Genomic DNA, 20,839 nt, shown 5'->3' with positions numbered 1-20,839 from the left:
GGGTACCCACTCACCCCGGTGAGTGGATCAATGAGCTGAAACGATGAAGGGGGTCCGGCTATGGCCGAACCCCCTTGACAGTATGCGCCCCCTACAGCGGATAGCCGGGGATGTCGCCCCTGACCGTGATCCAGCGGGTCTCGGTGAACGCCTCGACGTTGGCCTCCGCCCCACCGAAGCGTGCCCCGGTCCCGGACGCGCGTACACCGCCGAACGGGACATGTGCCTCGTCGTTCACCGTCTGGTCGTTGACGTGCACGATGCCCGTCGGGATCCGGTCGGCGAGCGCCAGCCCGCGCATCGCGTCGCCGGTCAGGATCCCGAGCGACAGGCCGTATTCGCTGTCGGTGGCGAGTTTCACCGCGTCGTCCTCGGACTCGAACGGGGTGACGACCGCGACGGGACCGAAGATCTCCTCGCGGTAGGCCCGTGTGCTCGCCGTGCGGTCGGCGAGGACCGTCGGCCGGTAGAACAAGTCGGTGTAGGTTCCGCCCGCGGCCAAGGTCGCGCCCGCCGCCACCGAGTCGGTCACGAGTGCGTGGATCTTGTCCCGCTGGCCCGCGTCGATCACCGGCCCGAGCGCGACGTCGCCCGCGGCGGGGTCGCCGACGACGAGGCTGTCGGCCTTCCCGGCCAGCAGCCGGACGTAGTCGTCGAAGAGCGATTCATGCACCAGGTGCCGTCCGGTGGTCATGCAGATCTGGCCCTGGTGGAAGAACGAGCCCCACGCCGCCGCGCCGACCGCCTGCGCCAGGTCGGCGTCACGCGTGACGATCAGCGCCGAGTTGCCGCCGAGTTCCAGGTGCGCGCGCTTGAGGTGGCGGCCCGCGATCTCGCCGACGCTGCGGCCCGCGGCCGTCGAACCGGTGAACGAGATGACCCGGACGTTCGGATCGGACACGAGCGCCTCGCCGGTCTCCCGGCCGCCGGGCAGGACGTGCAGGACACCGGGTGGCAGGCCCGCTTCCTCGAAGACACGCGCCAGCGTCACGCCGCCGCAGACCGCGGTCCGCGGGTCCGGCTTGAGGATCACGGCGTTGCCGAGCGCCAAGGCCGGTGCCACCGAACGGATCGAGAGGATCAGCGGCGCGTTGAACGGCGGGATCACAGCGACGACCCCGGCGGGCACCCGCTGCGCCATGCTCAGCCGCGGCGCCTCGCTCGGCAGCACCGATCCGCCCGGCCGCCCGGGAAGCGCCGCCGCTTCGAGGCATTCCTGTTCTGCCACATGCAGTTCGAAGCCGACCTTGGCCGCGGCGCTGCCGGATTCCCGGCACAGCCACGAACCGAGCTCGTCGGCGTGCACCCGCCACAACTCGGCCGCCCTGCGCATGACCGCCGCGCGTTGCTGGAACGGGGTCGCGGCCCACGCGCGTTGCGCGTTCACCGCCACCGTTGCCGCGTCGGCGACATCCGCGGGCGCGGCCACACCCACCCGGCCGAGCTCACGTCCAGTCGCGGGTTCCACCACCGCGGTGTCACCGCCTGCCGAGGTCACCCACGAGCCGGTGAAGATCCGTCCCCGCCAGGTCTCATCGTCGAGAAACGCCATACGGCACACGTCTACCCCGTGCGCGGACGTGCGTCAGCCCGGGTTTCCGCTCAGTGGAAGCTGGGCCGCGTCCCGTCGGCGTGGGCGATCCGCGCCTGCAACGCGCGTTCCTCCGCGATCTCCTTGGGATTGGGCGAAAGCGTGACGATCGCGAGCGTCATGACGGTGATGAAGCTGATCCCGACGATCAAGGGCAGCAACAGGTCCCGCCCGTTCATCCCGTGCAGCGCGCCCGCCGCCATGTCCGGCATGACCTGGGCCGCCGCCATCCCCACGTGGTGCATGCCGTTGACGGCGACACCCATGATCAGCGACGCCAGCACGATCGCCCCGAACGCCCGGATGTTCACCGTGGCCCACAACGCCGCCGTCGCCGCCACGATGGCGATCACCACGGAGAGCAGCACCAGGAGCGGGTCGTAGTGGACCTCGCCGTACAGGTTGATCGCGGCCATTCCGACGTAATGCATGATCGCCACGCCGGCACCCGTGGCCGCACCGCCGACCAAAAGCCACCCAGTCCCGGCTTTGAACCCGACGGTGAACAGCCCGACGGCGACCACGAGTATCGCCAGAACCATGCTTAAAAAGGTCGTTGTCGCGTCATATCGCAACGGTGTTCCGTGTACTTCCGAACCGAGCATGGCAATGAAGTGCATGACCCAGATACCGGTACCGCCAATGGACGTCGCGGCCAGCCCCAGCCACCTCGCCCTGGCGCGCCCTTCGGCCGCGCGGGCCCGTGACGTGCACAGCAAGCCCAACGCCGAGCCGACGACGGACACCCCGTACGCGATGACCGCGGACACGACGTCGAAACTGAAACCCTGCATTGCCTCAGCCTCCCGAATGAGCGCCACTCCCTGAAGCAACTAGATAGTGACGCTAAATATAGCTGGGCGGGCGGCGCTGGCAAGGGGCATGCCGAAAGTTCATGACGAGGGGGTGATAACCGTCAGAAATGAACGAGAAACATATCGAACCGGTCAGCCGCACAACTTTTCGAACGACTCGCCAATTCTGGTGAGCAAGTCACTCACATGCGGCAGCCCGGCCGGGTCCGGCGAGTCGAGCGCCAGCTGCCGCAACTCGGCCGTGTCGCCGTACAGCGTGCTCATGGAAGCCTTGAACCGCAGCGCGTCCTCGTCGTCACCGAGCAAATGCCCAGCCAGCACCACGATCCCGTGCTCGTCCAACAGCTGACGGCTCAGCGACGCCGAATCCGTGACCCCGCGGGCGGCGAGCTTGTCACCAACCGGCGAGAAGTCGGGGTACAGGTGGAAAGCGCCGACCGGAGGACGGCACACCGCGCCCGCGCCGACCATGATCCGGTGCACCGCGCGGGCCACCGAGCCGTGCAACCGGGCGCTGTCCGCGAGGCGGCGGCGGATCTCCGGCGGCTCGGCGAAGGCGTACTCGGCCGCTCGTTGCACCGGTCCGGCCACAGTGGACCACACCTCGCCCGCGAAGGCGATCACACCGTCACGGATCCGCCTGCCCCAGGCCCCGTCGGGGAACCTGGCCACGCCGACCCGCCAGCCGCCCAGCGCGAGGTTCTTGGAAAGGCCGGTGGTGACGACGGTTCGCGACGGCGCGAACTCCGCCGGGCCCGCCATCCGCGTCCCGGGGTCGTGCAGCAGGTCGCGGTGGATCTCGTCGGAGACGATCAGCAGGTCCTCCTGCTCGGCGATCAGGCAGATCTCCCTGACGAGGTCCGGTGCCGCCAGCGTGCCGGTCGGGTTGTCCGGCAGGGTGAGGACCACGATCCGCGGATCACGGCCCAGCGCCCGCGCCGCGATGATCGTGTCCCGCAGGGCGACCGGGTCCGGTACGCCGCCCGCCTGCGGCGGGATCGGTACGCGGAAGACCTTCTTGCCCGCGAGGCCGGCCTGCGGCGCGTACGTGTCCCACGCGGGTTTCGGCACGATGACGTCGCCCGGCACGACCAGGTTCAGCGCCAGCAGCAACGGTTTGCTCCCCGGGCCTGCCACGATCTGGTCCGCACCGGTCGGCAGCCGCCTGCGCGTGAAGTACCCGGCCGCGGCTTCCCGCAGCGCCCGGCTGCCCGCGACCGGGCCGTGGGAGGTCCGGTCCGCACCGGCGACGAGGTGCTCGACCAACGGATCGAACGCGGGCAGCCGCACCTCGTCGACCCCGAGGTGCACAATGGACTCCCCGCGGGCGAGGCGCTCGGCGACCATCTCGTCGAGTGCCAGGCCGGGCGAGACCCGCCAGTCAGCCATCGGCGCAAAGCTCCCCTCATCCGGTGATCGCGGCGACCGGCGCCGCGCCCATCCATGGTCGCCCAGCCGACGTGCGATTTCGAGTCGTCCGCAGTTGGGCCGGACTGGCGAGGCAATCGGCCGAACAGGCCGTTCGTCCCCTGGCCCACCGCGGGTCCGCCCTTATAAAATCCTCACGGTGACGTGCTGGTCCACAAAGAGCGTCCGGCGGTGGATGGGACTGCGATGGGACATCGGGAGCAGCTGCTGGCTGGCGCGAAGAAGTGCTTGCTGGACAAGGGGTACGCCCGGACGACCGCACGTGACATCGTAGCGGCGGCCAAGACCAACCTCGGCTCGATCGGATACCACTTCGGCACCAAGGACGCGTTGATGAACGCCGCGCTGGTCCAGGCGACCGAGGAGTGGGCGGCGGGCATCGCGCAACTGCTGGCCGACAGCGAGGCCATGGACGCCACCGCGACGCCGCTCGAACGGTTCGAGGCGTCGTGGCCGCGTGTTCTGGAACTGTTCGAGCAGCACCGCGCGTTGTGGGTGACCCAGTTCGAGGTCCTCACGCAGTTGCACCACTCCCCCGAACTGCGGCCGTACTTCTCCGCGGCGCAGGAGGGTGCCCGGCGCGCGCTCGCCACGTTGCTGCGGCTGATCGACCCGGCCGCCGACGAGCGGTCCGTCCGGTCCGCGGGCTCGTTCGCGCTGGCGATGCTGTTCGGGGTGATCGCGCAATGGCTGGTGGATCCCGGCAAGGCGCCGCACGGCCGCGACCTCGCCGACGCGGTCCGCGCGGTCGCGGGCGCCGGCCAGGCCATGCCCGTTCACTCGTGATACGCCAGCAGACCCGCGTCCCACAGTTCGGTCACCCAGATCTCCAGGTCCGCGCGGGTGTTCGCCAGGTCGATGTGCCAGTATCCGGCCAGCAGCACGGCGGCCGCGTCGAGCTGCCAGTCGCGCTGGCACAGCGCGATCCACATGGCGGTGCCGACTGGTCCACAGTGGAACTGTACGCCCGCTCCGGACAGTTCCATCCGGCCGTCGGCGGAAACCGCGGCTTGGATCCAGGAATGCGGCCGGACCGCCATGCCGCCATTACAGCGCGGGCGTGAGTACGTGAACCACCCCTAACCGCGTACCGGCCGCCCCTGTTCTTTCTCACGCGTGAACTACGCGCCCTTCACTGGCACCCGGGTGAGCAACAAGCCGACCGGCAGGTCCGCTCGGCTGCCCACGTTCAGTTTCCGGTACACGCGGGTGAGGTGCTGTTCGACGGTGCTGACGGTGATGTACAGCATCCGCCCGATCTCACGGTTGCTGTACCCGCGCGCGGCCAAGGTCGCGACACGGCGCTCCGCCCCGCTCAGCGGCGGGACGCCCTCGGCTTCGGGCCGCTGGTCCTTGGTGTCGAACGAACCTCCGTGTGACAGCAGCTTCGCCAACGGCTCCGCCCGGCACGCCTTGGCTTCGGCCGCCGCGCGGCGTGCGTGCATCCGTGCCCGGCTGAACTCGCCGAGTTCCTGGTGGGCCTCGCTGAGGTCGATCAGCGCACGGGCCAGCTCCAGCCGGTCGCCGCAGGTGTGCAGGTCCTCGATCGCCTCCATCAGCAGGCCGGGCCGCTGCCTCAGGTCGCTGGTGGCGGCGAGCACCCGTAACGCCGTGCCGCGGGTGCGCGAGCTGATCGCCCTCGGCCGGTCGAGCTGGCGGCACACCAGGTCGCGCGCCACCTTCCGCTGGTCGAGCCGCAGATATGCCTGTGCCAGGTCGGAGTGCGCGGGCACGAGCGCGGGCACGTCGATGTTCCACTCCCGCATCTGCCGGTCGCACGTCTGGAAGTCGTCCAGCGCGGCCAGCGGGCGGCCGGACGCGAGGTGGTAGTGGCCGCGGGCGTGCAGCCACCGCAGGCCGATCACGGTCCCGGCCATCCGGTCCGGCACGAACTGCCTGAGCACCTCCGCGGCGCGGTCCAGCCTGCCCATCGCGGTGTACGCCAGCAGCAGCGTGGCCCTGGGCAGTCCGATCAGGACACCCCAGCCGTCGGTGGGCAGCAGCCGCAACGCGGTGCACGCCTGCGTCTCGGCCAGTCCCAGGTCGCCTTGCCGCTGCGCGATGTCGGCGCGGGCCGCGCTCAGCACGGCCTGCCAGGTCCGCGCGTTGCGGCGCTGTGCCTCGTCTGCCAGGGTGTCGCACCAGAACACGGCTTTGTCCGCCCTGTCGGCGTGGCACAGGGCGATCAGCGCCGACACCACGATCTCCACCGTGGTGTCACCGAGTTGGCAGCTCTGCAGGATGTGCTCGGCGCTCGTGACCACGTCCGCGGTGCGGCCCTTGACCATCAGGCCTGCCAGCCTGCCACCGACCTGGATCCACGGCGCGCCGCCGGTTTCCTTGGCGGGCAGGTCGTCCTGCGTGCCGTACAGCCATTCGCAGGCCAGTCGCAGCTCGTCGGCGGCCTGCGGGTCGGTGACAGCGCCGAAAGCGGCCACCGCCGCGGCCTTGTCGCCATGCCACAGCGCGTGCCGGGTCAGGGTGACGGCGTCGCGGCCGTCGGATGTGCCCTCGATCAACGCGTCCCGCAGGGCTGTCATGTGCAGTGCCGAGGCCGCCGGGTTGACACGCCATTCGGTCCGGGCCAACGATTTCGCGAGCTCACGCCGCCGTGCCCGGTCGGTGCAGTCCCGCAGGGCCAGCCGCAGGCATCGGCTGGCCCACGCCACGTCGTCGTCGGCCAGTGCTCGCTCTGCCGCCTCGGACAGCAACGCGGTCGCCCAGTCGTCGCCGGTGGTGTCGGCGTCCACGAGGTGACGCGCGATCTCCAGCGCGCCGACCCCTCCCTGGTGCAGCAACCGCGCGGCACGCAGGTGCAGCCGGGACCGTTCGTCGGGCGGCAGGGCATCGAGGACGGTCGACGCCACGACCGCGTGCCTGAACGCGATCCGGTCGAGTAATCCGCCGCCTGCCAACAGATCGAGCGCGGAGGTGACCTCGTCGGTGCTCTTCCCCACGAGTTGACCGACGAGTGCGGGCGTGGCGTGCTCACCGAGCACGGCGACGGCGCTGGCCACAGCGTGCGGGAGCGGCCCAGCGCGGTGCAGGCTCGTCAGCACGGCCTGGGCGTAGGCGGCGCGCGGAGTCAGGTCGCCGTCGCGCATGTCGTCGAGCAAAGCGTTGATCAGCAACGGGTTCCCGCCGCTGAGCCGGTGGCAGGCGGGGCTCAGCCGGGTCGCGGCCGGGCCGTCGGCGCGCTGGGTGACCAGTTCGCCGACACCGTCGAGCGACAACGCCGCCAGCGTGATCTTCTCGTGCGGCTGACGGGTGATCTCGGCGCGGAACGACGGCCAGGTCTGCCGCCGTTGTTCCCAGCCGGACAGGATCAGCAGGATCGGCGCTGCCGCCATTCTGCGGCGCAGGTACAGCAGCACGCGCAGGGTGGCGCCGTCGACGAACTGGATGTCGTCGATCCAGACCACCACAGCGCGGTTCCTGGCGGCGGCCAGCAACGCGCCGCACATGTCACGGATGACCGGCGCGTCGTGCGGGCCGACCACGGCCGGGTCGCTGTCGACCCGGTCCCACAACACACTGTCCACCACAGACGGTCCGGGGACCGGGATGTCCGGGAACGACGGGCCGTGCAGGATCTGGCACATCACGCCGAGCTGCAACGACTGTTCGGCACGCGATCCGGTCGCGGACAGCACCAGCGTCCCGTCACGTGCCGCATCGGCGGTGAATTCGCGCAGCAGCGCCGTCTTGCCCGTGGCCATCCCACCGGTGACCAGCGCGACGCCGCCCTGCCCCGCCGCGGTGCGTGTGTGGAGGCGTGCCAACGCGCCCCATGGGCCATTACGCTCGACCAGCTCCATCGCCACAGCCTTTCGTCGCTATCCCCGTGAAAAATGTTCAGCGCTGACCCTGGCCTTTTCCAGTGCGGGGATCATCAACATAGGTGTGCGCTTGTCATCACCCGCTGTGAACGACGGCGGCGGGCCGGTAGGTGTTCTTCATAGTTGCTGTGGCCGGATTTCATACGGGACTTCGTGAATTCGCTACTGGCCGGGTTCGAGCGGGTTGGCGTATACCTTTTCTTGCTTTATATGGAGGCAACCATGGCCGACGCGGCAAAACTCGAACTTCTACGCGCACTCGCCGGCGCGCGGACCGGCTACGAGGAACGGTTCGGCTGGCCGGTGACCATCGAGGTCCGGCGCGGCAGGCTGGTGATGCGGCTGGGCGACGCCGCGGGCGCGCTGGTGCTGCCGCGGCGGCTCGGCGGCGCGGTACTGGCCGAACTGCGGATCGCCCTGCTCGCCGGGCCGGTGCTCGCCGACACCACCGGGCAGTGGTGGATGTTCCTCACCCGGCCCCCGTGCGGCGCCGCGCGGCACGACGACGAACTGCGGCAGTTGGACGTGCACCCGGTGCCCGATGGGGCGAGCGTCGTGGTGCCGTGCGAATTCGACGGGAAAATCGGGTGTCCGTGGATTGAACGGCCGCGCTCGCTGGCCCAGCTGCCGCCGTGGTCCGCGGTCGTGGCCACGGCCCGGCGGCTCGCGCGGATTCCGGCCCGGCGCGAGCCGGAGCAAGCCGGATTGCGCCTGCCGGGCGGCGCGGGTAGGCCATCCGCCACACCGCAGGGCACTTCGGCTTGCCGTGTCACACGAATGCCTGTTGTGAAACGACGTATTCCGGAAAATTACTAGGCGCACCTCGGGTGACCGGGTGAATACAGCGCGTTCCGACACAGCTGGACACCTGGTCACAGTAGCTCTGCTTTCCCCTATCAGCCGATCCGAATGACCGCCGAAACCCCTATGATCTCTTGTTAATGGTGGCGGCGCTGGAAGGGGGCCACACGATGATCACGGTGATGATCGCCGAGGACATGCACATGGTCCGCGGCGCACTCGTCGCGTTGCTCAACGTGGAGCCGGATATCGAAGTGGTCGCGGAAATGTCCTCCGGCGACGAGATCCTGCCCGCTGCCCACAAACACCGCCCGGACGTGGCGCTGCTGGACATCGACCTGCCGGGCAAGGACGGCCTCACCGCGGCCGCCGAGATCCGCGCCGCGCTGCCGGAGGTCCGCACGCTCATCCTGACCGGCCTCGGCAGGCCGGGCACGCTGCGCCGCGCGTTGTCCGCGCACGTCAGCGGTTTCATGCTGAAGGACGCCCCGGCCAGCGAACTGGCCGACGCGATCCGCAGCGTCGCCGCGGGACGCCGGGTCGTCGACAGCCAGCTGGCGCTGGCCGCCTGGGACAGCACCGACTGCCCGTTGACCACCAGGGAGAGCGAAGTGCTGAGGCTGGCCGCGCACGGCGCCGACGCGTCGGAAATCGCCGCGAAGCTGTATCTGTCGGTGGGCACGGTGCGCAACTACCTGACGACGATCGCCGGGAAGCTCAACGCCCGCAACCGGGTCGACGCGATTCGGATCGCCACCGAGGCCGGCTGGTTGTGACCGGCCCCGATTCCGGCAGTCGCGCGACGGCTCACGAAACCACGCGCAGCGGCGGGTCCAAGTCGTCGTCCTTGCCTTTGCCGCGCTGATCCGCCTGGCCGGACAACGGCATCGTCGCGCACAGCCGGAAGCGCTTCTCCGGCAGGAAATCGGCAACCAGGTCGCCGCCGAGTTCGGTCACCCGCGCCGACAGGTTGTGGATCCCGCTGCCACCGGGCCCACCGTCCTCACGGGAGTCGATCGGGTCGTCGGGCACGCCGTCGTTGAGCATCACGATCGTCACCGTCGTGCTGTCCTGCCGCAGTGAGATCTCGCAGAACTCGGCTTTGCTGTGCCGCAACAGGTTCGTGATGCCTTCCCGCAACACCGTCGCCAGTACGGTGGAGACCCGCACGGGCAGGTCGCGGTAGCCGACGTCCATCCGCACGTGCACGTCCGCGGCGGCGAGCACCGACCGGGCCGACACGCACTCCTCGTCCAGCGACATCTCGCGGTAGCCGCTGGCGACCGCGCGCACGTCGGCCAGTGCCTGGCGGGAGATCTGCAGGATCTCGACCAGTTCCTCGCGGGCGCGCGCCGGGTGTTTGAGCACCAGGCGGTGGGTCAGCTCACTCTTGAGGGTGATGGCGGAGAGGTTGTACCCGAGCAGGTCGTGCAGATCGCGGGCGAATCTCAAACGCTCCCGCGCGACCGCCATCTTCGCCAATTCCTCACGCGCCGAATGCAACTGCGTCACGAGGGTCGACAGCCAGGTCAATCCGTAAATCAGCAGCGCGGTCAGCGTTGTCGACAGAGTTATGTATACGATCGGCTCGATCTGGTCCGGGCTGAGCGCGGCCTGTGTGAAAGCCATACTGACCACGACGAGTCCGGCCGTGATCCAGCCGTACGGCGGCCGCAGCACGACAAGCGCGCTGCCCGCGAGGAATCCGGGCAACCCGACCCAGGATTCCTTGAACTGGAGCAGCGGCAAGTACACCAGGCAGGCCTGGACGAACAGCGCCGTATAGCGCAGCGGCGGCGAGAGTTCGGCGGCTCGCCGGGAAGTCCACAAAATCTGTATCGACAGCAGGACGATGAGGTAGAGCGTCGACAGCGCCGTGCCGAGGAAGCCGACTTCGGAAGTCAGCACCCGGACAAAAGCAAGCACCGCGATACAGCTAAAGACCGTGGCGACGACCGACTGTGCCACCTTTGGGGCGAGTGTCGAGCTGACGGATAAGTCGACACCGTCCGAGTCTCGGCTCATTCTCCCCCCAGGGGCATCACACGCTCGGCATGCTACGAGGGTACACGTCAACCTGCGTCGACAGTCCCTGCAGCAAGCTGCAGCAAGGTCGGTTAACCGGCGGGTATCTCGGTCACGACTTCGGGTCGTACCCCGACCACAAACCCGCCGACGGTGACTTCGGACGGCCACTGGAGCAGGAACGCGCTGTCGGCCACTTCCATATCCCCGGGGGAAAGCGCACAGGGCGCCAGGCCCATCGCGGTAGCGACCAGATAGAGCGTCTGCTGCAGTACACCGACGTGCCGCAGTGTAGTGGCATAGGCGATCCCGTTGTACATCCAGGACAACCTTCCCATCCGCGCGGTCATCGTGATAAGCGCGGGCGGGCGTTGCATTGCACCGGTCGCCGCCTTCGCGTCGTCCAGTAATTCCCCCACCTCGTCCGGCGACGTATTGATAAGCGTCAACGCGTGGCCGAGCGGATCGTAGTGGTATATACCACGCGGCAGATCGGCGCAGTGGTCGAGAGTCACGTACAACTCGAGCTCGTGCAGATTCGCACTGCTAGGATAAGGCCGGTCGGAAACCGCGTAACTGACCCCGCCGCCTTCCGCCGGACGGACCGAGCGAATACGAGCCGCGCGGAACAACAACTCGCCCAGCCGCCGCGCGGACAACGGCCGCCGTCCGAACTTGCGGAACGACCGCCGGTTTTCCAGAACCTCGGTGAACTTCGGGTCGGCCGCGGTGATTTCCGCCAGCACCGGTTTGTACAACGGATATCGCGGGCCGTCCGGCACCGGTTTGACCGCGGGCGGCGGTGGCAGCTTGTCGCCGCGCGGGTACACCGCCCGGTGCGGGGCGTCCGGCCTGCTCAGCTTGCTGCGCGAGTGGAACAGCAGATCGTTGTGCGACCAGACCGTCAGCGACGGGTCGGTGTCCTCGGCGAACCGGGCCGTGAACGCGCTGCCTCCGTTCTCCCCCAACACGATCATCCCCACCGCGGCCACATACGTGACGATGTCGGCGACCAACGCCTCCGGCACATCCAGGGCGGGCGCCAGATCCGCCACGGTCGTGGCCTTGCCGAGCGAGCCGATCACGCGCGTGGCCAGCGAACGGTGGAACACCACGCGGTGACGGGCCAGCGGCGACTCGAGCACGACCTCGCTGTCACTGGCCCGCATCGCGGCGAACCGCGACAGCCGGACCGGGCGGCGGACGTCGATCGCCGGCAGCTCGAACGCGGCCTTGCGGGAGATCGGCACGGCCGACAGCAGCGGCCCGCCCATGTCGGCCAGGCCGAGGGAGTGCACCACGCAGCTGCCCAGTTTCGTCAGCACCCGGCGCACCTGGCCGTAGTCCGGGTCGTCCTCGACCGGGCGGTGGTGGTTGCCCGGCCGGGCGGGCAGCAGGTTCTCCAGCGACACCGGGCCGAGGCTCATCCGGTAGAGCCATTCGCGCACCACCGGGCTCGGATCGTCGATCTTGATGTCCCCCCACCGGGTGAACACCAGCAGGGAGTCGTCCGAGCCGGTCTCCACCAACGCGTCCTCGCGCAAGGACCAGAGCCGGACGCGGTCCGGCTCGTCGGTGGGGTGCGGGAACTGCACAGGCCCAACTTTCGTCTATATGAACAGTGGGATCGGGTTCAGCTCGTCGTACGGGGTCGGCCGGGGCAGCCAGCCGAGCCGCACCGGCACGTCGAACAGCCGTCCCGGCGCGAACCGGGCCCAGAAGCTGCGCATGCCCGGCACGACCACCTTGACCACCGGCAGCCCGATGTCCGGCCTGGTCTGGTCGAGCACCAGCACTTCCAGGCCGAGCCCTTCGACGAGGCCGCGGACCCGTGTCACGTCGTCGAGCAGGTCGGGTGCCGGCGTGTAGCCGTAGTCGGACGGCACCAGCGGGCGGGCCGCCGGGTCCGGCCGCAGGTACGGCTGGTTGGCGACGGTCGCGTTCTGCCACCAGTTCAGCGGTTCCGGCTCGGTCCAGGTGTAGCCGTCCACCACGACCGGCATGAGCTGGTTCATCTCGGTCAGCGCCCGGCGCATCGCCACCCTCGGGTCGAGGTGTGCGCCGAAGCCGAACATGATGTCCTCGTTCCCGCCGCCGGTCCGCCGTGACAACGCGACCAGGACCGGGATCCCGGAGTCGGCGGTCACGTCCAGCACCCAGACCTCGCGGTCCAGACCGGCGTAGACCTCCCGCAGCTCGTCGATCCACGGGTCGCCGAAGGCGGCCAGGTCCACTTCGGGCCGCCGGGTGCGGTTGTACCACCACATCGCCACCGAGTCGCGCTCCACCAGTTCAAGCAGTCCTTGCAGGACAGCGTCTTCCAGGCAGCTGCCAGCCGCGTTGCCGTTCGAGTCCGCGTAGAGCGAGACCGAGCCGGCTTCCGGCGGTGCGCCGTAGTAGAGCATCGCCGTGGGAAGCAACCGATGCCGCTCACGCGTCAGCGACCATACCGGTGTCCAATCGAGGACGGCGTTGTCGTCGAACGGATCCGGCACGTGCTGGAACGGCGAGTGCGCCGCGTTCCACGCTGACCGGCCCGGATACTGCCGGTCGTCGAAAAGTTGGCAGCTGGACGGGTGGATCGCGCGGTCGCCGAACGACTTGTAGCTGCCGCGTACGCGTTCCTCGTCGCCGTGGAAGAACCCGGAGTGCCGTTCGAGCGCCTCGCACATGGCGCTGACCCTGCCGTGCAACGGGGTCACGCCCTTGCCGCCGTTCTCCGCGCGCGGCGCGGCGTGCGGGTTGAACAGGCAACGGCGGCGTACGGCCACGTTGTGCCCGGCGCGGAAGGAGTTGAAGAACTCCGGTCCGGTCTCGTGCCGGGTGATCTCCTTGATCACGCCGGTGACCGGGCTGATCAGGTGCTGGTAGGAGTCAAGGACCTGTTGCGGTGGAAGCGAACGGTGCCCGCCCGCGTTGTCCGGCGACTTCGGCTGCGGCGACAGCAGCACGGGCCGGTGGGCCTGTGCGCGCATGTGGGTCGGGTCGCCGCACAGCGCGCACTGCGGGCGGCGGTGGAACTCGTGGTGCCGGGCGGTCAGGTCGAGGCTGTCGAACGTCAGCACCGCCCGTTGTCCCGGATATCTGTACCCGGCAAGCCATTTGGCGACCTCGACGGCCAGCATCCCGGTGGCCATCGCGTCCAGCGCGGGCAGCGACGCGACCGGGCGGGACGCGGGCCCCACCCGTCCCAGCGAGGCCTGGACGTGCGCCTCGGCGTCCCGGTGTGCCCACAGTCTGCTGGCCAGGCAGTGCCAGCAGCCCAGTTCGGGCGAGTCGAAGAACGGTCCCAGCCACACCTGCGCGCCCGCGAGCTTGGCCAGCAGCCACGGCCTGCGCATGGTCCGGTGGACCGCGTCGATGTCCGCGAGGTCCGGCGAGAGGTAGTCGTCGCACAGCACGACCGACAGGTCCGCCGGGTCGTCGGTGGTCAGCTCGCCGGAGCCGACCCGTGCGGTCAGTCCGGCCTGCCGCAACGCGGCGACGGCGGCGGCCGGGTCGGCGTCGCCCGCCGCGATCACCTGGATGTGTTTGCCCGCCGTGCCGGCCACGGCGGTGTCGGCGTCCGTGCCCGCCGCTTCCCAGTACGCCCTCGCTCGCTCGGCCGTACCGTTTCCCGGCGGCGGGCCGAGGGTGATCAGCCCGGCTTCGTCCAGCCGGGCGATGAACCTCCCGACCTGTTCGGGGGCCACACCGGCGGGGACGTCCCTGAGCAGGCCCGGGAGGTCGCGGGTGCTGTCCAGCAGCGGCGCGAGGGCCTCGGCGTCCGAGCCCTTCAGCGCCGTCACGCCGCGCTCCGAGAAGAGGTACACGGCCTCGCCCTTGATCACTTCGACGCGCAGGTGTCGTTTGAACCCGACCACCCGGCCTGTCGGCGCACCCTGGCCGGTCATGGCCGGGTCAGCTCCCCGCCGGTAAGTCGTGGCCGGCCACGATGACGAGGTTGAAGGTCTGGGTGAACCCGGCGACCGCGTGCTTCGGGTTGCGCCACTGGTCGAGCTGGTCGATGACGATGTCGGTGCCGGACGGGCGCAGATCCATGCCCGCGAAGAAGGTCTCGATGGTGTCGGTCAGGGTGGACGTCGCGGCAGTGGTCACGGCGGCGGTCGCGGCGGTGGTCGCGGCGGTGGTTGTCACGGTGGCGATCACGGTGGGCCCCTATCTCGGATTCCCCGCTGGAATTGGTGTCGCTGAAAAGTTTGCGCCCGGGTCGACGTGGGTACCAGTGTCGCTCTAATCAATGCCTTCGCAGATCCATCACTGCCCGGAACGGGAGAAACCCATACGTGGATCATGAAAATCTCATAGGTGCTGCCTGAGCGCCCCCTGCGCAGGTCAGGCCCTTGATCGCAGGGGGTGGGCCGGTGGTGCGCGACCCGTAGCGCACAGTGATCGCCAGTGGTGGGCACGGGTGAGCGGAGTGACGAACTCACCCACGGAAAACACCATTCAAGAATGCGGTAACCCGTTAGTCACCGCAGCGTTCTCCAAAACGCCGTCGCCGGCCGGGGGCCGGGATTCAAAGGCCGGTTGTCTTGAACGTCTGCTTGAGACAGACCCGTTCGGCCGGGCATCGAGGGCCCGCGGGACCCATGACCCGGGTTCGCGGTGCAGGTACCTGCGACCAGGTGGATTGCGTCATTCGGCGGTGCGGGACCGGGATGGTCAGGTCGACTCGCGGACGACCAGTTCCGGCTTGAACATCACCTGCTGGTGGTCGTGGGTGTCCGGGTAGTCGCATTCCTCGAGCAGCAGCCCGGCCGCGTTTCGTCCTATGTGGAGCGTCGGCTGCCTGATCGAGGACAGCGGGACGGCCGCGTCGGCGGCGAACTCGATGTCGTCGTACCCCATGATCGCGATGTCGCCCGGCACGCGGCGACCGGTGCTCACGGCGGCGCGCAGCAGGCCGAGGGCCAGCAGGTCGTTGGCGCAGAAGGCCGCCGTCACGTCGGTCGCCCGCTCGAACACCGCGCGGGCGGCCTCGTAGGAGATCCTGGCCTTCAACGCGGGCAGTTCGATCACGTCGACCGCGGTGTCCGGGTCGAGCCCCGCGTCCCTGACCGCGGACCGCAGCCCCTCCAGCCGGTCGGCGCACTGCCGGATGGTCAGCGGGCCGGTGAAGTACGCGATCCGCCGGTGCCCCCTCGCCACCAGGTGCACGCCGGCGAGTTGCCCGCCGGCCACGTCGTCGACGGCGACCGAGCAGCAGTTGACGCGCGGGTCGTGCCGGTCGACGAGGACGGTCGGCGTGCCGCGCCTGCGCAGCGCGTCCAGCCGTTCGGAGCTGACCTCGACCGGCGTGATCAGCACTCCCCTGACCCGCTGCTCCTCGAGGACCTGCAGATAACGGTCCTCGCGGGCGGCTTGTTCGTCGGAGTTGCACAGCACCACGGCGTAGCCGAGTTCGGTGGCGATGTCCTCGACGCCCTTGGCCACGTCGTGGAAGAACGGGTTCGCCATGTCCAGCACGATCAGGCCGAGCGAGCGGCTGGTGCCCGCGCGCAGCTGCGCGGCCGACGAGTTGCGGACGAAGCCGAGCTCGGCGATGGCGGCGAGCACCTGGTCGCGTGTGGCCTCGGCGACCTTGTCCGGCCGGTTGAGCACATTGGACACCGTGCCGATGGAGACACCCGCGCGGACGGCGACATCCTTGATACTCGGCGCCATTGCCGAAGGGTATCAACCCCCGAGCCGATCATCACGGCAGTCATCACGGGGGTGACCAGGCACCTTGACGCCTCCCGCGGCGCGGGGCTAACTTGGCACGGAGCGTGGTGAAACGTTTCAGCGCCAGGAGGGCGGATGGCTGACAGCCAGGCCGTGCGGGCCGCGTTGCGGGCGCAGCGCATCGAGACCCCGTCGTGGGCGTTCGGCAACTCGGGTACCAGGTTCAAGGTCTTCGCCCAGCAGGGCGTGCCGCGTGACGCCTACGAGAAGGTCGACGACGCAGCGACCGTGCACCAGTACACCGGCGTGGCCCCCAGCGTGGCGCTGCACATCCCATGGGACAAGGTGGACGACTACGCCGCGCTGGCCGCACACGCCCGTGACCGCGGCATCACCCTCGGCGCGATCAACCCCAACGTGTTCCAGGAGGACGACTACCGGCTGGGCAGCGTCTGCAACCCGGATCCGGCTGTCCGCCGCAGGGCACTGGACCACCTGCTGGAATGCGTCGACATCATGGCCGCCACCGGGTCGCGTGACCTGTCGCTGTGGTTCGCGGACGGTACGAACTACCCGGGGCAGGACTCGATCACCGCCCGGCAGGACCGGTTGTCGGAGGCACTGCACGCGGTGTACGAGCGGCTGACCGGCGACCAGCGGATGCTGCTCGAGTACAAGTTGTTCGAACCGGCCTTCTACGCCACCGACCTCCCCGACTGGGGAACCAGCTTCGCGCACTGCGTCGACCTCGGGCCGCGCGCGCGGGTCCTCGTGGACACCGGGCACCACGCGCCGGGCACGAACATCGAGTTCATCGTGGCGTTCCTGCTGCACCGCTCGCGGCTGGGCGGGTTCCACTTCAACTCCCGGTTCTACGCCGACGACGACCTGATGGCCGGCGCGGCCGACCCGTTCCAGCTGTTCCGGATCATGACCGAGATCGTGCTGGGCCGCGGGCTCGACCCGGCGGCGGGCGTCGCGTTCATGCTCGACCAGTGCCACAACATCGAGCCGAAGATCCCCGCGCTGATCCGGTCGGTGCTCAACGTCCAGGAGGCGACCGCCAAGGCGCTGCTCGTCGACGCGGAGGCCCTCCGCAAGTCCCAAGTGGACGGTGACGTGCTCGGCGCGAACGAGGTCGTGATGGACGCGTACAACACCGACGTCCGGCCGCTGCTGGCACAGGTGCGGCAGGACATGGGCATCGACCCCGATCCGATCGGCGCGTACCGGCGTTCGGGGCACCAGGACAGGATCGCGGCGCAGCGCGTCGGCGGCAACGCCGCCGGATGGGGAGCGTGACGTGGACGAGCTGCTGGCCAGGGCGCACGCGCTGGGCGCCGACCGGCGCAACACCAACTACGCGGGCGGGAACGTCTCGGCCAAGGGCAAGGGCCTCGACCCGGCGACCGGCGCCGACATAGACCTGATGTGGGTCAAGGGTTCCGGCGGTGACCTGGCCACGCTGCAGCCGTCCGGCCTCGCGGTGCTGCGGCTGGACCGGATGCGTTCGCTGGTCGGCGTGTACCCGGGCGTGGACCGCGAGGACGAGATGGTCGCCGCGTTCGACTACTGCCTGCACGGGCGAGGCGGTGCGGCACCGAGCATCGACACCGCGATGCACGGCCTTGTCGACGCGCCCCACGTGGACCACCTGCACCCCGACTCGGGGATCGCGCTGGCCACCGCGGCCGACGGCGAGGAGCTGACGCGCAAGGTCTTCGGCGACCGGGTCGCGTGGGTGCCGTGGCGGCGGCCAGGCTTCCAGTTGGGGCTGGACATCGCCGCGATCCACGCGGGCAACCCCGGCGCGATCGGGTGTGTCCTCGGCGGGCACGGGATCACGGCGTGGGGCGCGACCAGCACGGAGTGCGAGGCGAACTCGCTGGAGATCATCCGCGCGGCGGAGGACTACCTGGCGCGCAACGGCAAAGCCGAGCCGTTCGGCCCGGTCGTGCCCGGTTGCGAGCCGTTGCCGCAACGCGAGCGGCACGCGTGGGCGGCGGCGCTGTTCCCGGTGCTGCGTCGGCTGGCGTCCACCGACTACCGGCAGATCGGGCACTACACCGACAGCGCCGAGGTGCTGGACTTCCTGTCCCGTGCCGAACACCCGCGACTGGCCGCGCTCGGCACGTCCTGCCCGGACCACTTCCTGCGCACCAAGATCGCGCCCCTGGTGCTGGACACGCCGCCGACCGGGCCGGTCGACGAGGTGATCGCCCGGCTGGGCACACTGCACACGCGCTACCGCGCCGACTATGCCGCCTACTACCAGCGGCACGCCTCCCCCGATTCGCCGCCGATGCGCGGCGCCGATCCGGCGATCATCCTGGTGCCGGGCGTCGGGATGTTCAGCTTCGGGCGTGACAAGCAGACCGCGCGGGTCGCTGGCGAGTTCTACGTCAACGCGATCAACGTGATGCGCGGCGCCGAATCGGTGTCCCGCTACGCCCCCATCCCGGAGTCGGAGAAGTTCCGGATCGAGTACTGGGAGCTGGAAGAGGCCAAGCTGCGCCGGATGCCCGCGGCCAAACCGCTGGCCACCCGGGTCGCGCTGGTCACCGGCGGTGGCTCCGGCATCGGCAAGGCGATCGCGCGACGGCTGGCCGCCGAGGGCGCGTGTGTCGTCGTCGCCGACCGCGACGCCCAGGCCGTGGCCGACGTCGCCGACGAGATCGGCGGCACCGCGGTCATCGCGGACGTCACGTCCGAGGACGCGGTCGCCGAAGCCGTGGCGGCGGCGTGCCTGGCGTACGGCGGCGTCGACCTGGTGGTGAACAACGCCGGGCTGTCGGTGTCGAAGTCGTTGCTGGACACCACGGTCGAGGACTGGGACCGCCAGCACGACGTGATGGCGCGCGGCTCGTTCCTGGTCGCCCGCGAGACCGCGCGGGTGATGATCGCGCAGGGCATGGGCGGCGACATCGTCTACATCGTCAGCAAGAACTCGGTGTTCGCCGGGCCGGACAACATCGCGTACGGCGCTACCAAAGCCGACCAGGCGCACCAGGTCCGGCTGCTCGCCGCCGAACTCGGCGAACACGGCGTCCGGGTCAACGGGGTCAACCCGGACGGCGTGGTGCGTGGTTCCGGGATCTTCGCGTCCGGGTGGGGCGCGCAGCGGGCCGCGGTCTACGGCGTGCCCGAGGAGAAGCTCGGCGAGTTCTACGCCCAGCGGACACTGTTGAAACAAGAAGTGCTGCCTGACCACGTGGCCAACGCCGTGTTCGTGTTGACCGCGGGCGACCTGTCGCACACGACAGGTGTGCACATCCCGGTCGACGCCGGGGTCGCCGCGGCCTTCCTGCGCTGATGTTCGCCGCCGTCGACCTGGGCGCCAGCAGCGGCCGGGTGATGCTGGGGACCGTGGACGGCGGCGAGATCTCGCTGACCGAACTCACCCGGTTCGCCACCGGGCCGCGTGAACGTCCCGGCGGCGGGTTGCGCTGGGACGTCGGGCAGATCCGCGACTCGGTGCTGGCCGGGTTGCGCCTGGCCGGGACGCCGGTGTCGATCGGCATCGACTCGTGGGCCGTGGACTACGGGCTCCTCGACTCGACCGGCACGCTGGACGGGGACGTCCGTTGCTACCGCGATCCCCGTGTCGACGGTGTGGCCGAGCGGGTCAGTGCCGTGCTGCCTGAGCTCTACGCGATCACCGGCATCCAGCACCTGCCGTTCAACACGATCTACCAGTTGATGACCGAACCGCCTGAACGCCTGGCCGGGCATACGATGCTGCTGCTGCCCGACCTGATCGGCTACTGGCTGACGGGCACGATCGGTGCCGAGGTGACCAACGCGTCCACCACCGGCCTGCTCGACGCGACCACCCGAAAGTGGTCACCCGCGATCGTGTCGCGGCTGGGTTTCCCGGAGTCGCTGCTGCCCGCGCTGCGGCAGCCCGGCGAGCACGTCGGGACCTTCGAATCCAGCAGTGTCGTGTCCGTGGCCTCGCACGACACCGCGTCCGCTGTCGCCGCTGTCCCGTTCGCCAGCCCTCGGTCCGCCTACATCTCGTGCGGGACGTGGTCGCTGGTCGGCGTGCAGCTGGACGCGCCCGTGCTCACACCCGACGCGCGCGCGGCGAATTTCACCAATGAGTCCGGGGTGGACGGATCGGTGCGGTTCCTGCGCAACACGATGGGCCTGTGGTTGCTCAACGAATGCCTGCGGGTGTGGGACGTGCCGCTGCCGCCGCTGTTGGCCGCCGCGACGCGCGCACCGGCGTTCGCGGCGGTCGTCGACCCGGACGACCCGTCGTTCTTCGCCCCCGGCGACATGCCCGCCCGGATCGCCGCGTACTGCGCCCGGACCGGGCAGCCGGAACCGCCCACGCGGGCCGCGATGGTCCGCACGATCCTCGAATCCCTGGCGCTGGCACACGCCCGCACGTTGCGAACGGCCGCGCGTCTGGCAGGACACGACATCGACTTCATCCACCTCGTCGGCGGCGGGGCGCGCAATTCGTTGCTGTGCCAGCTGACCGCTGACGCCTCGGGGATTGCGGTGCTGGCCGGGCCAGTCGAGGCCAGCGCACTGGGGAACGTGCTCGTCCAAGCCAGAGCAGCGGGTGTGCACGCCTCGCCACCGCCCGCTTTCGCGTCGTACCAACCATGCCGGTCACGCACGTCGTGGCAGTCGGCGGCGGACCGCATCGGCCTCTGACCACG

At 69.7% G+C, this 20,839-nt stretch carries 16 protein-coding genes; 6 read left to right on the top strand and 10 right to left on the bottom strand.

The window, feature by feature from the left end; genetic code table 11:
* Positions 1-91 precede the first annotated feature (91 nt).
* The 3 genes from AOZ06_RS20955 to AOZ06_RS20945 all read right to left on the bottom strand — a co-directional run bounded on the left by AOZ06_RS20955 (position 92) and on the right by AOZ06_RS20945 (position 3,795).
* Positions 92-1,552, bottom strand: coding sequence for a benzaldehyde dehydrogenase (locus AOZ06_RS20955; RefSeq protein ID WP_054290961.1), 1,461 nt, complete (start codon positions 1,550-1,552; stop codon positions 92-94).
* Positions 1,553-1,602: 50 nt separating this feature from the next.
* Complete coding sequence (locus tag AOZ06_RS20950; RefSeq protein ID WP_054290960.1) at positions 1,603-2,385, bottom strand: MHYT domain-containing protein; 783 nt, start codon at positions 2,383-2,385, stop codon at positions 1,603-1,605.
* Positions 2,386-2,538: 153 nt separating this feature from the next.
* The gene (locus tag AOZ06_RS20945; RefSeq protein ID WP_054290959.1) at positions 2,539-3,795 is read right to left on the bottom strand and encodes a pyridoxal phosphate-dependent aminotransferase; all 1,257 of its coding nucleotides are present in this window, start codon (positions 3,793-3,795) and stop codon (positions 2,539-2,541) included.
* Positions 3,796-4,005: 210 nt separating this feature from the next.
* On the opposite strand from AOZ06_RS20945, the gene AOZ06_RS20940 reads away from it, so the two are divergent.
* On the top strand, positions 4,006-4,620 hold the full coding sequence (locus tag AOZ06_RS20940) for a TetR/AcrR family transcriptional regulator (RefSeq protein ID WP_236952321.1): 615 nt from the start codon (positions 4,006-4,008) through the stop codon (positions 4,618-4,620).
* Here the strand turns inward: AOZ06_RS20940 and AOZ06_RS20935 are convergent.
* Both AOZ06_RS20935 and AOZ06_RS20930 read right to left on the bottom strand, forming a co-directional pair.
* Complete coding sequence (locus AOZ06_RS20935) at positions 4,611-4,874, bottom strand: hypothetical protein (protein WP_054290957.1); 264 nt, start codon at positions 4,872-4,874, stop codon at positions 4,611-4,613. The genes AOZ06_RS20940 and AOZ06_RS20935 overlap by 10 nt on opposite strands.
* An 81-nt stretch (positions 4,875-4,955) precedes the next feature.
* Positions 4,956-7,652: a helix-turn-helix transcriptional regulator gene (locus tag AOZ06_RS20930; RefSeq protein WP_063810394.1), complete on the bottom strand. Its 2,697-nt coding sequence runs from the start codon at positions 7,650-7,652 to the stop codon at positions 4,956-4,958.
* Positions 7,653-7,895: 243 nt separating this feature from the next.
* On the opposite strand from AOZ06_RS20930, the gene AOZ06_RS20925 reads away from it, so the two are divergent.
* Positions 7,896-8,489 (top strand): hypothetical protein, encoded by a 594-nt coding sequence (locus AOZ06_RS20925; RefSeq protein ID WP_054290955.1) that lies wholly within the window; start codon positions 7,896-7,898, stop codon positions 8,487-8,489.
* Between the two features lie 155 nt (positions 8,490-8,644).
* Entirely contained in the window at positions 8,645-9,250 is a 606-nt protein-coding gene (locus tag AOZ06_RS20920) for a response regulator transcription factor (RefSeq protein WP_042192994.1), read from the top strand.
* Between the two features lie 31 nt (positions 9,251-9,281).
* Here AOZ06_RS20920 and AOZ06_RS20915 read toward each other — a convergent pair whose 3' ends face one another.
* The 5 genes from AOZ06_RS20915 to AOZ06_RS20895 all read right to left on the bottom strand — a co-directional run bounded on the left by AOZ06_RS20915 (position 9,282) and on the right by AOZ06_RS20895 (position 16,166).
* Positions 9,282-10,442 (bottom strand): sensor histidine kinase, encoded by a 1,161-nt coding sequence (locus AOZ06_RS20915; protein WP_169798954.1) that lies wholly within the window; start codon positions 10,440-10,442, stop codon positions 9,282-9,284.
* Between the two features lie 149 nt (positions 10,443-10,591).
* Positions 10,592-12,094, bottom strand: coding sequence for a SagB family peptide dehydrogenase (locus tag AOZ06_RS20910; protein ID WP_054290953.1), 1,503 nt, complete (start codon positions 12,092-12,094; stop codon positions 10,592-10,594).
* Between the two features lie 15 nt (positions 12,095-12,109).
* Positions 12,110-14,392, bottom strand: a complete 2,283-nt coding sequence (locus AOZ06_RS20905) for a TOMM precursor leader peptide-binding protein (protein ID WP_054290952.1) — start codon at positions 14,390-14,392, stop codon at positions 12,110-12,112.
* Positions 14,393-14,399: 7 nt separating this feature from the next.
* The gene (locus tag AOZ06_RS58405) at positions 14,400-14,648 is read right to left on the bottom strand and encodes a hypothetical protein (protein WP_054290951.1); all 249 of its coding nucleotides are present in this window, start codon (positions 14,646-14,648) and stop codon (positions 14,400-14,402) included.
* 516 nt (positions 14,649-15,164) lie between these two features.
* A complete protein-coding gene (locus tag AOZ06_RS20895) occupies positions 15,165-16,166 on the bottom strand; it encodes a LacI family DNA-binding transcriptional regulator (protein ID WP_054290950.1) in 1,002 nt (333 codons plus the stop codon).
* Between the two features lie 135 nt (positions 16,167-16,301).
* Between AOZ06_RS20895 and rhaI the strand changes: the two genes are divergently transcribed.
* The 3 genes from rhaI to AOZ06_RS20880 are packed head-to-tail and all read left to right on the top strand — an operon-like array spanning position 16,302 to position 20,834.
* Complete coding sequence (gene rhaI / locus AOZ06_RS20890; protein WP_054290949.1) at positions 16,302-17,468, top strand: L-rhamnose isomerase; 1,167 nt, start codon at positions 16,302-16,304, stop codon at positions 17,466-17,468.
* Between the two features lies 1 nt (position 17,469).
* On the top strand, positions 17,470-19,479 hold the full coding sequence (locus AOZ06_RS20885) for a bifunctional rhamnulose-1-phosphate aldolase/short-chain dehydrogenase (protein WP_054290948.1): 2,010 nt from the start codon (positions 17,470-17,472) through the stop codon (positions 19,477-19,479).
* Positions 19,479-20,834, top strand: a complete 1,356-nt coding sequence (locus AOZ06_RS20880) for a rhamnulokinase (RefSeq protein WP_054290947.1) — start codon at positions 19,479-19,481, stop codon at positions 20,832-20,834. Before AOZ06_RS20885 ends, AOZ06_RS20880 begins: the two co-directional genes overlap by 1 nt.
* Positions 20,835-20,839 lie beyond the last annotated feature (5 nt).

Source organism: Kibdelosporangium phytohabitans, assembly GCF_001302585.1.
GTDB classification, from domain to species: domain Bacteria; phylum Actinomycetota; class Actinomycetes; order Mycobacteriales; family Pseudonocardiaceae; genus Kibdelosporangium; species Kibdelosporangium phytohabitans.
Note: the sequence above shows the minus strand (reverse complement) of the source record. Positions and strands in the feature narration are given on the sequence as shown.

Bases quoted from the DNA above. Each gene is read 5' to 3' on its own strand.
- AOZ06_RS20930 (WP_063810394.1), bottom strand. From the start codon at position 7,652: ATGGAGCTGGTCGAGCGTAATGGCCCATGGGGCGCGTTGGCACGCCTC.
- AOZ06_RS20945 (WP_054290959.1), bottom strand. From the start codon at position 3,795: ATGGCTGACTGGCGGGTCTCGCCCGGCCTGGCACTCGACGAGATGGTC.
- AOZ06_RS20905 (WP_054290952.1), bottom strand. From the start codon at position 14,392: ATGACCGGCCAGGGTGCGCCGACAGGCCGGGTGGTCGGGTTCAAACGA.
- rhaI (WP_054290949.1), top strand. From the start codon at position 16,302: ATGGCTGACAGCCAGGCCGTGCGGGCCGCGTTGCGGGCGCAGCGCATC.
- AOZ06_RS20950 (WP_054290960.1), bottom strand. From the start codon at position 2,385: ATGCAGGGTTTCAGTTTCGACGTCGTGTCCGCGGTCATCGCGTACGGG.
- AOZ06_RS20935 (WP_054290957.1), bottom strand. From the start codon at position 4,874: ATGGCGGTCCGGCCGCATTCCTGGATCCAAGCCGCGGTTTCCGCCGAC.
- AOZ06_RS20925 (WP_054290955.1), top strand. From the start codon at position 7,896: ATGGCCGACGCGGCAAAACTCGAACTTCTACGCGCACTCGCCGGCGCG.
- AOZ06_RS20955 (WP_054290961.1), bottom strand. From the start codon at position 1,552: ATGGCGTTTCTCGACGATGAGACCTGGCGGGGACGGATCTTCACCGGC.
- AOZ06_RS20920 (WP_042192994.1), top strand. From the start codon at position 8,645: ATGATCACGGTGATGATCGCCGAGGACATGCACATGGTCCGCGGCGCA.
- AOZ06_RS20880 (WP_054290947.1), top strand. From the start codon at position 19,479: ATGTTCGCCGCCGTCGACCTGGGCGCCAGCAGCGGCCGGGTGATGCTG.
- AOZ06_RS20895 (WP_054290950.1), bottom strand. From the start codon at position 16,166: ATGGCGCCGAGTATCAAGGATGTCGCCGTCCGCGCGGGTGTCTCCATC.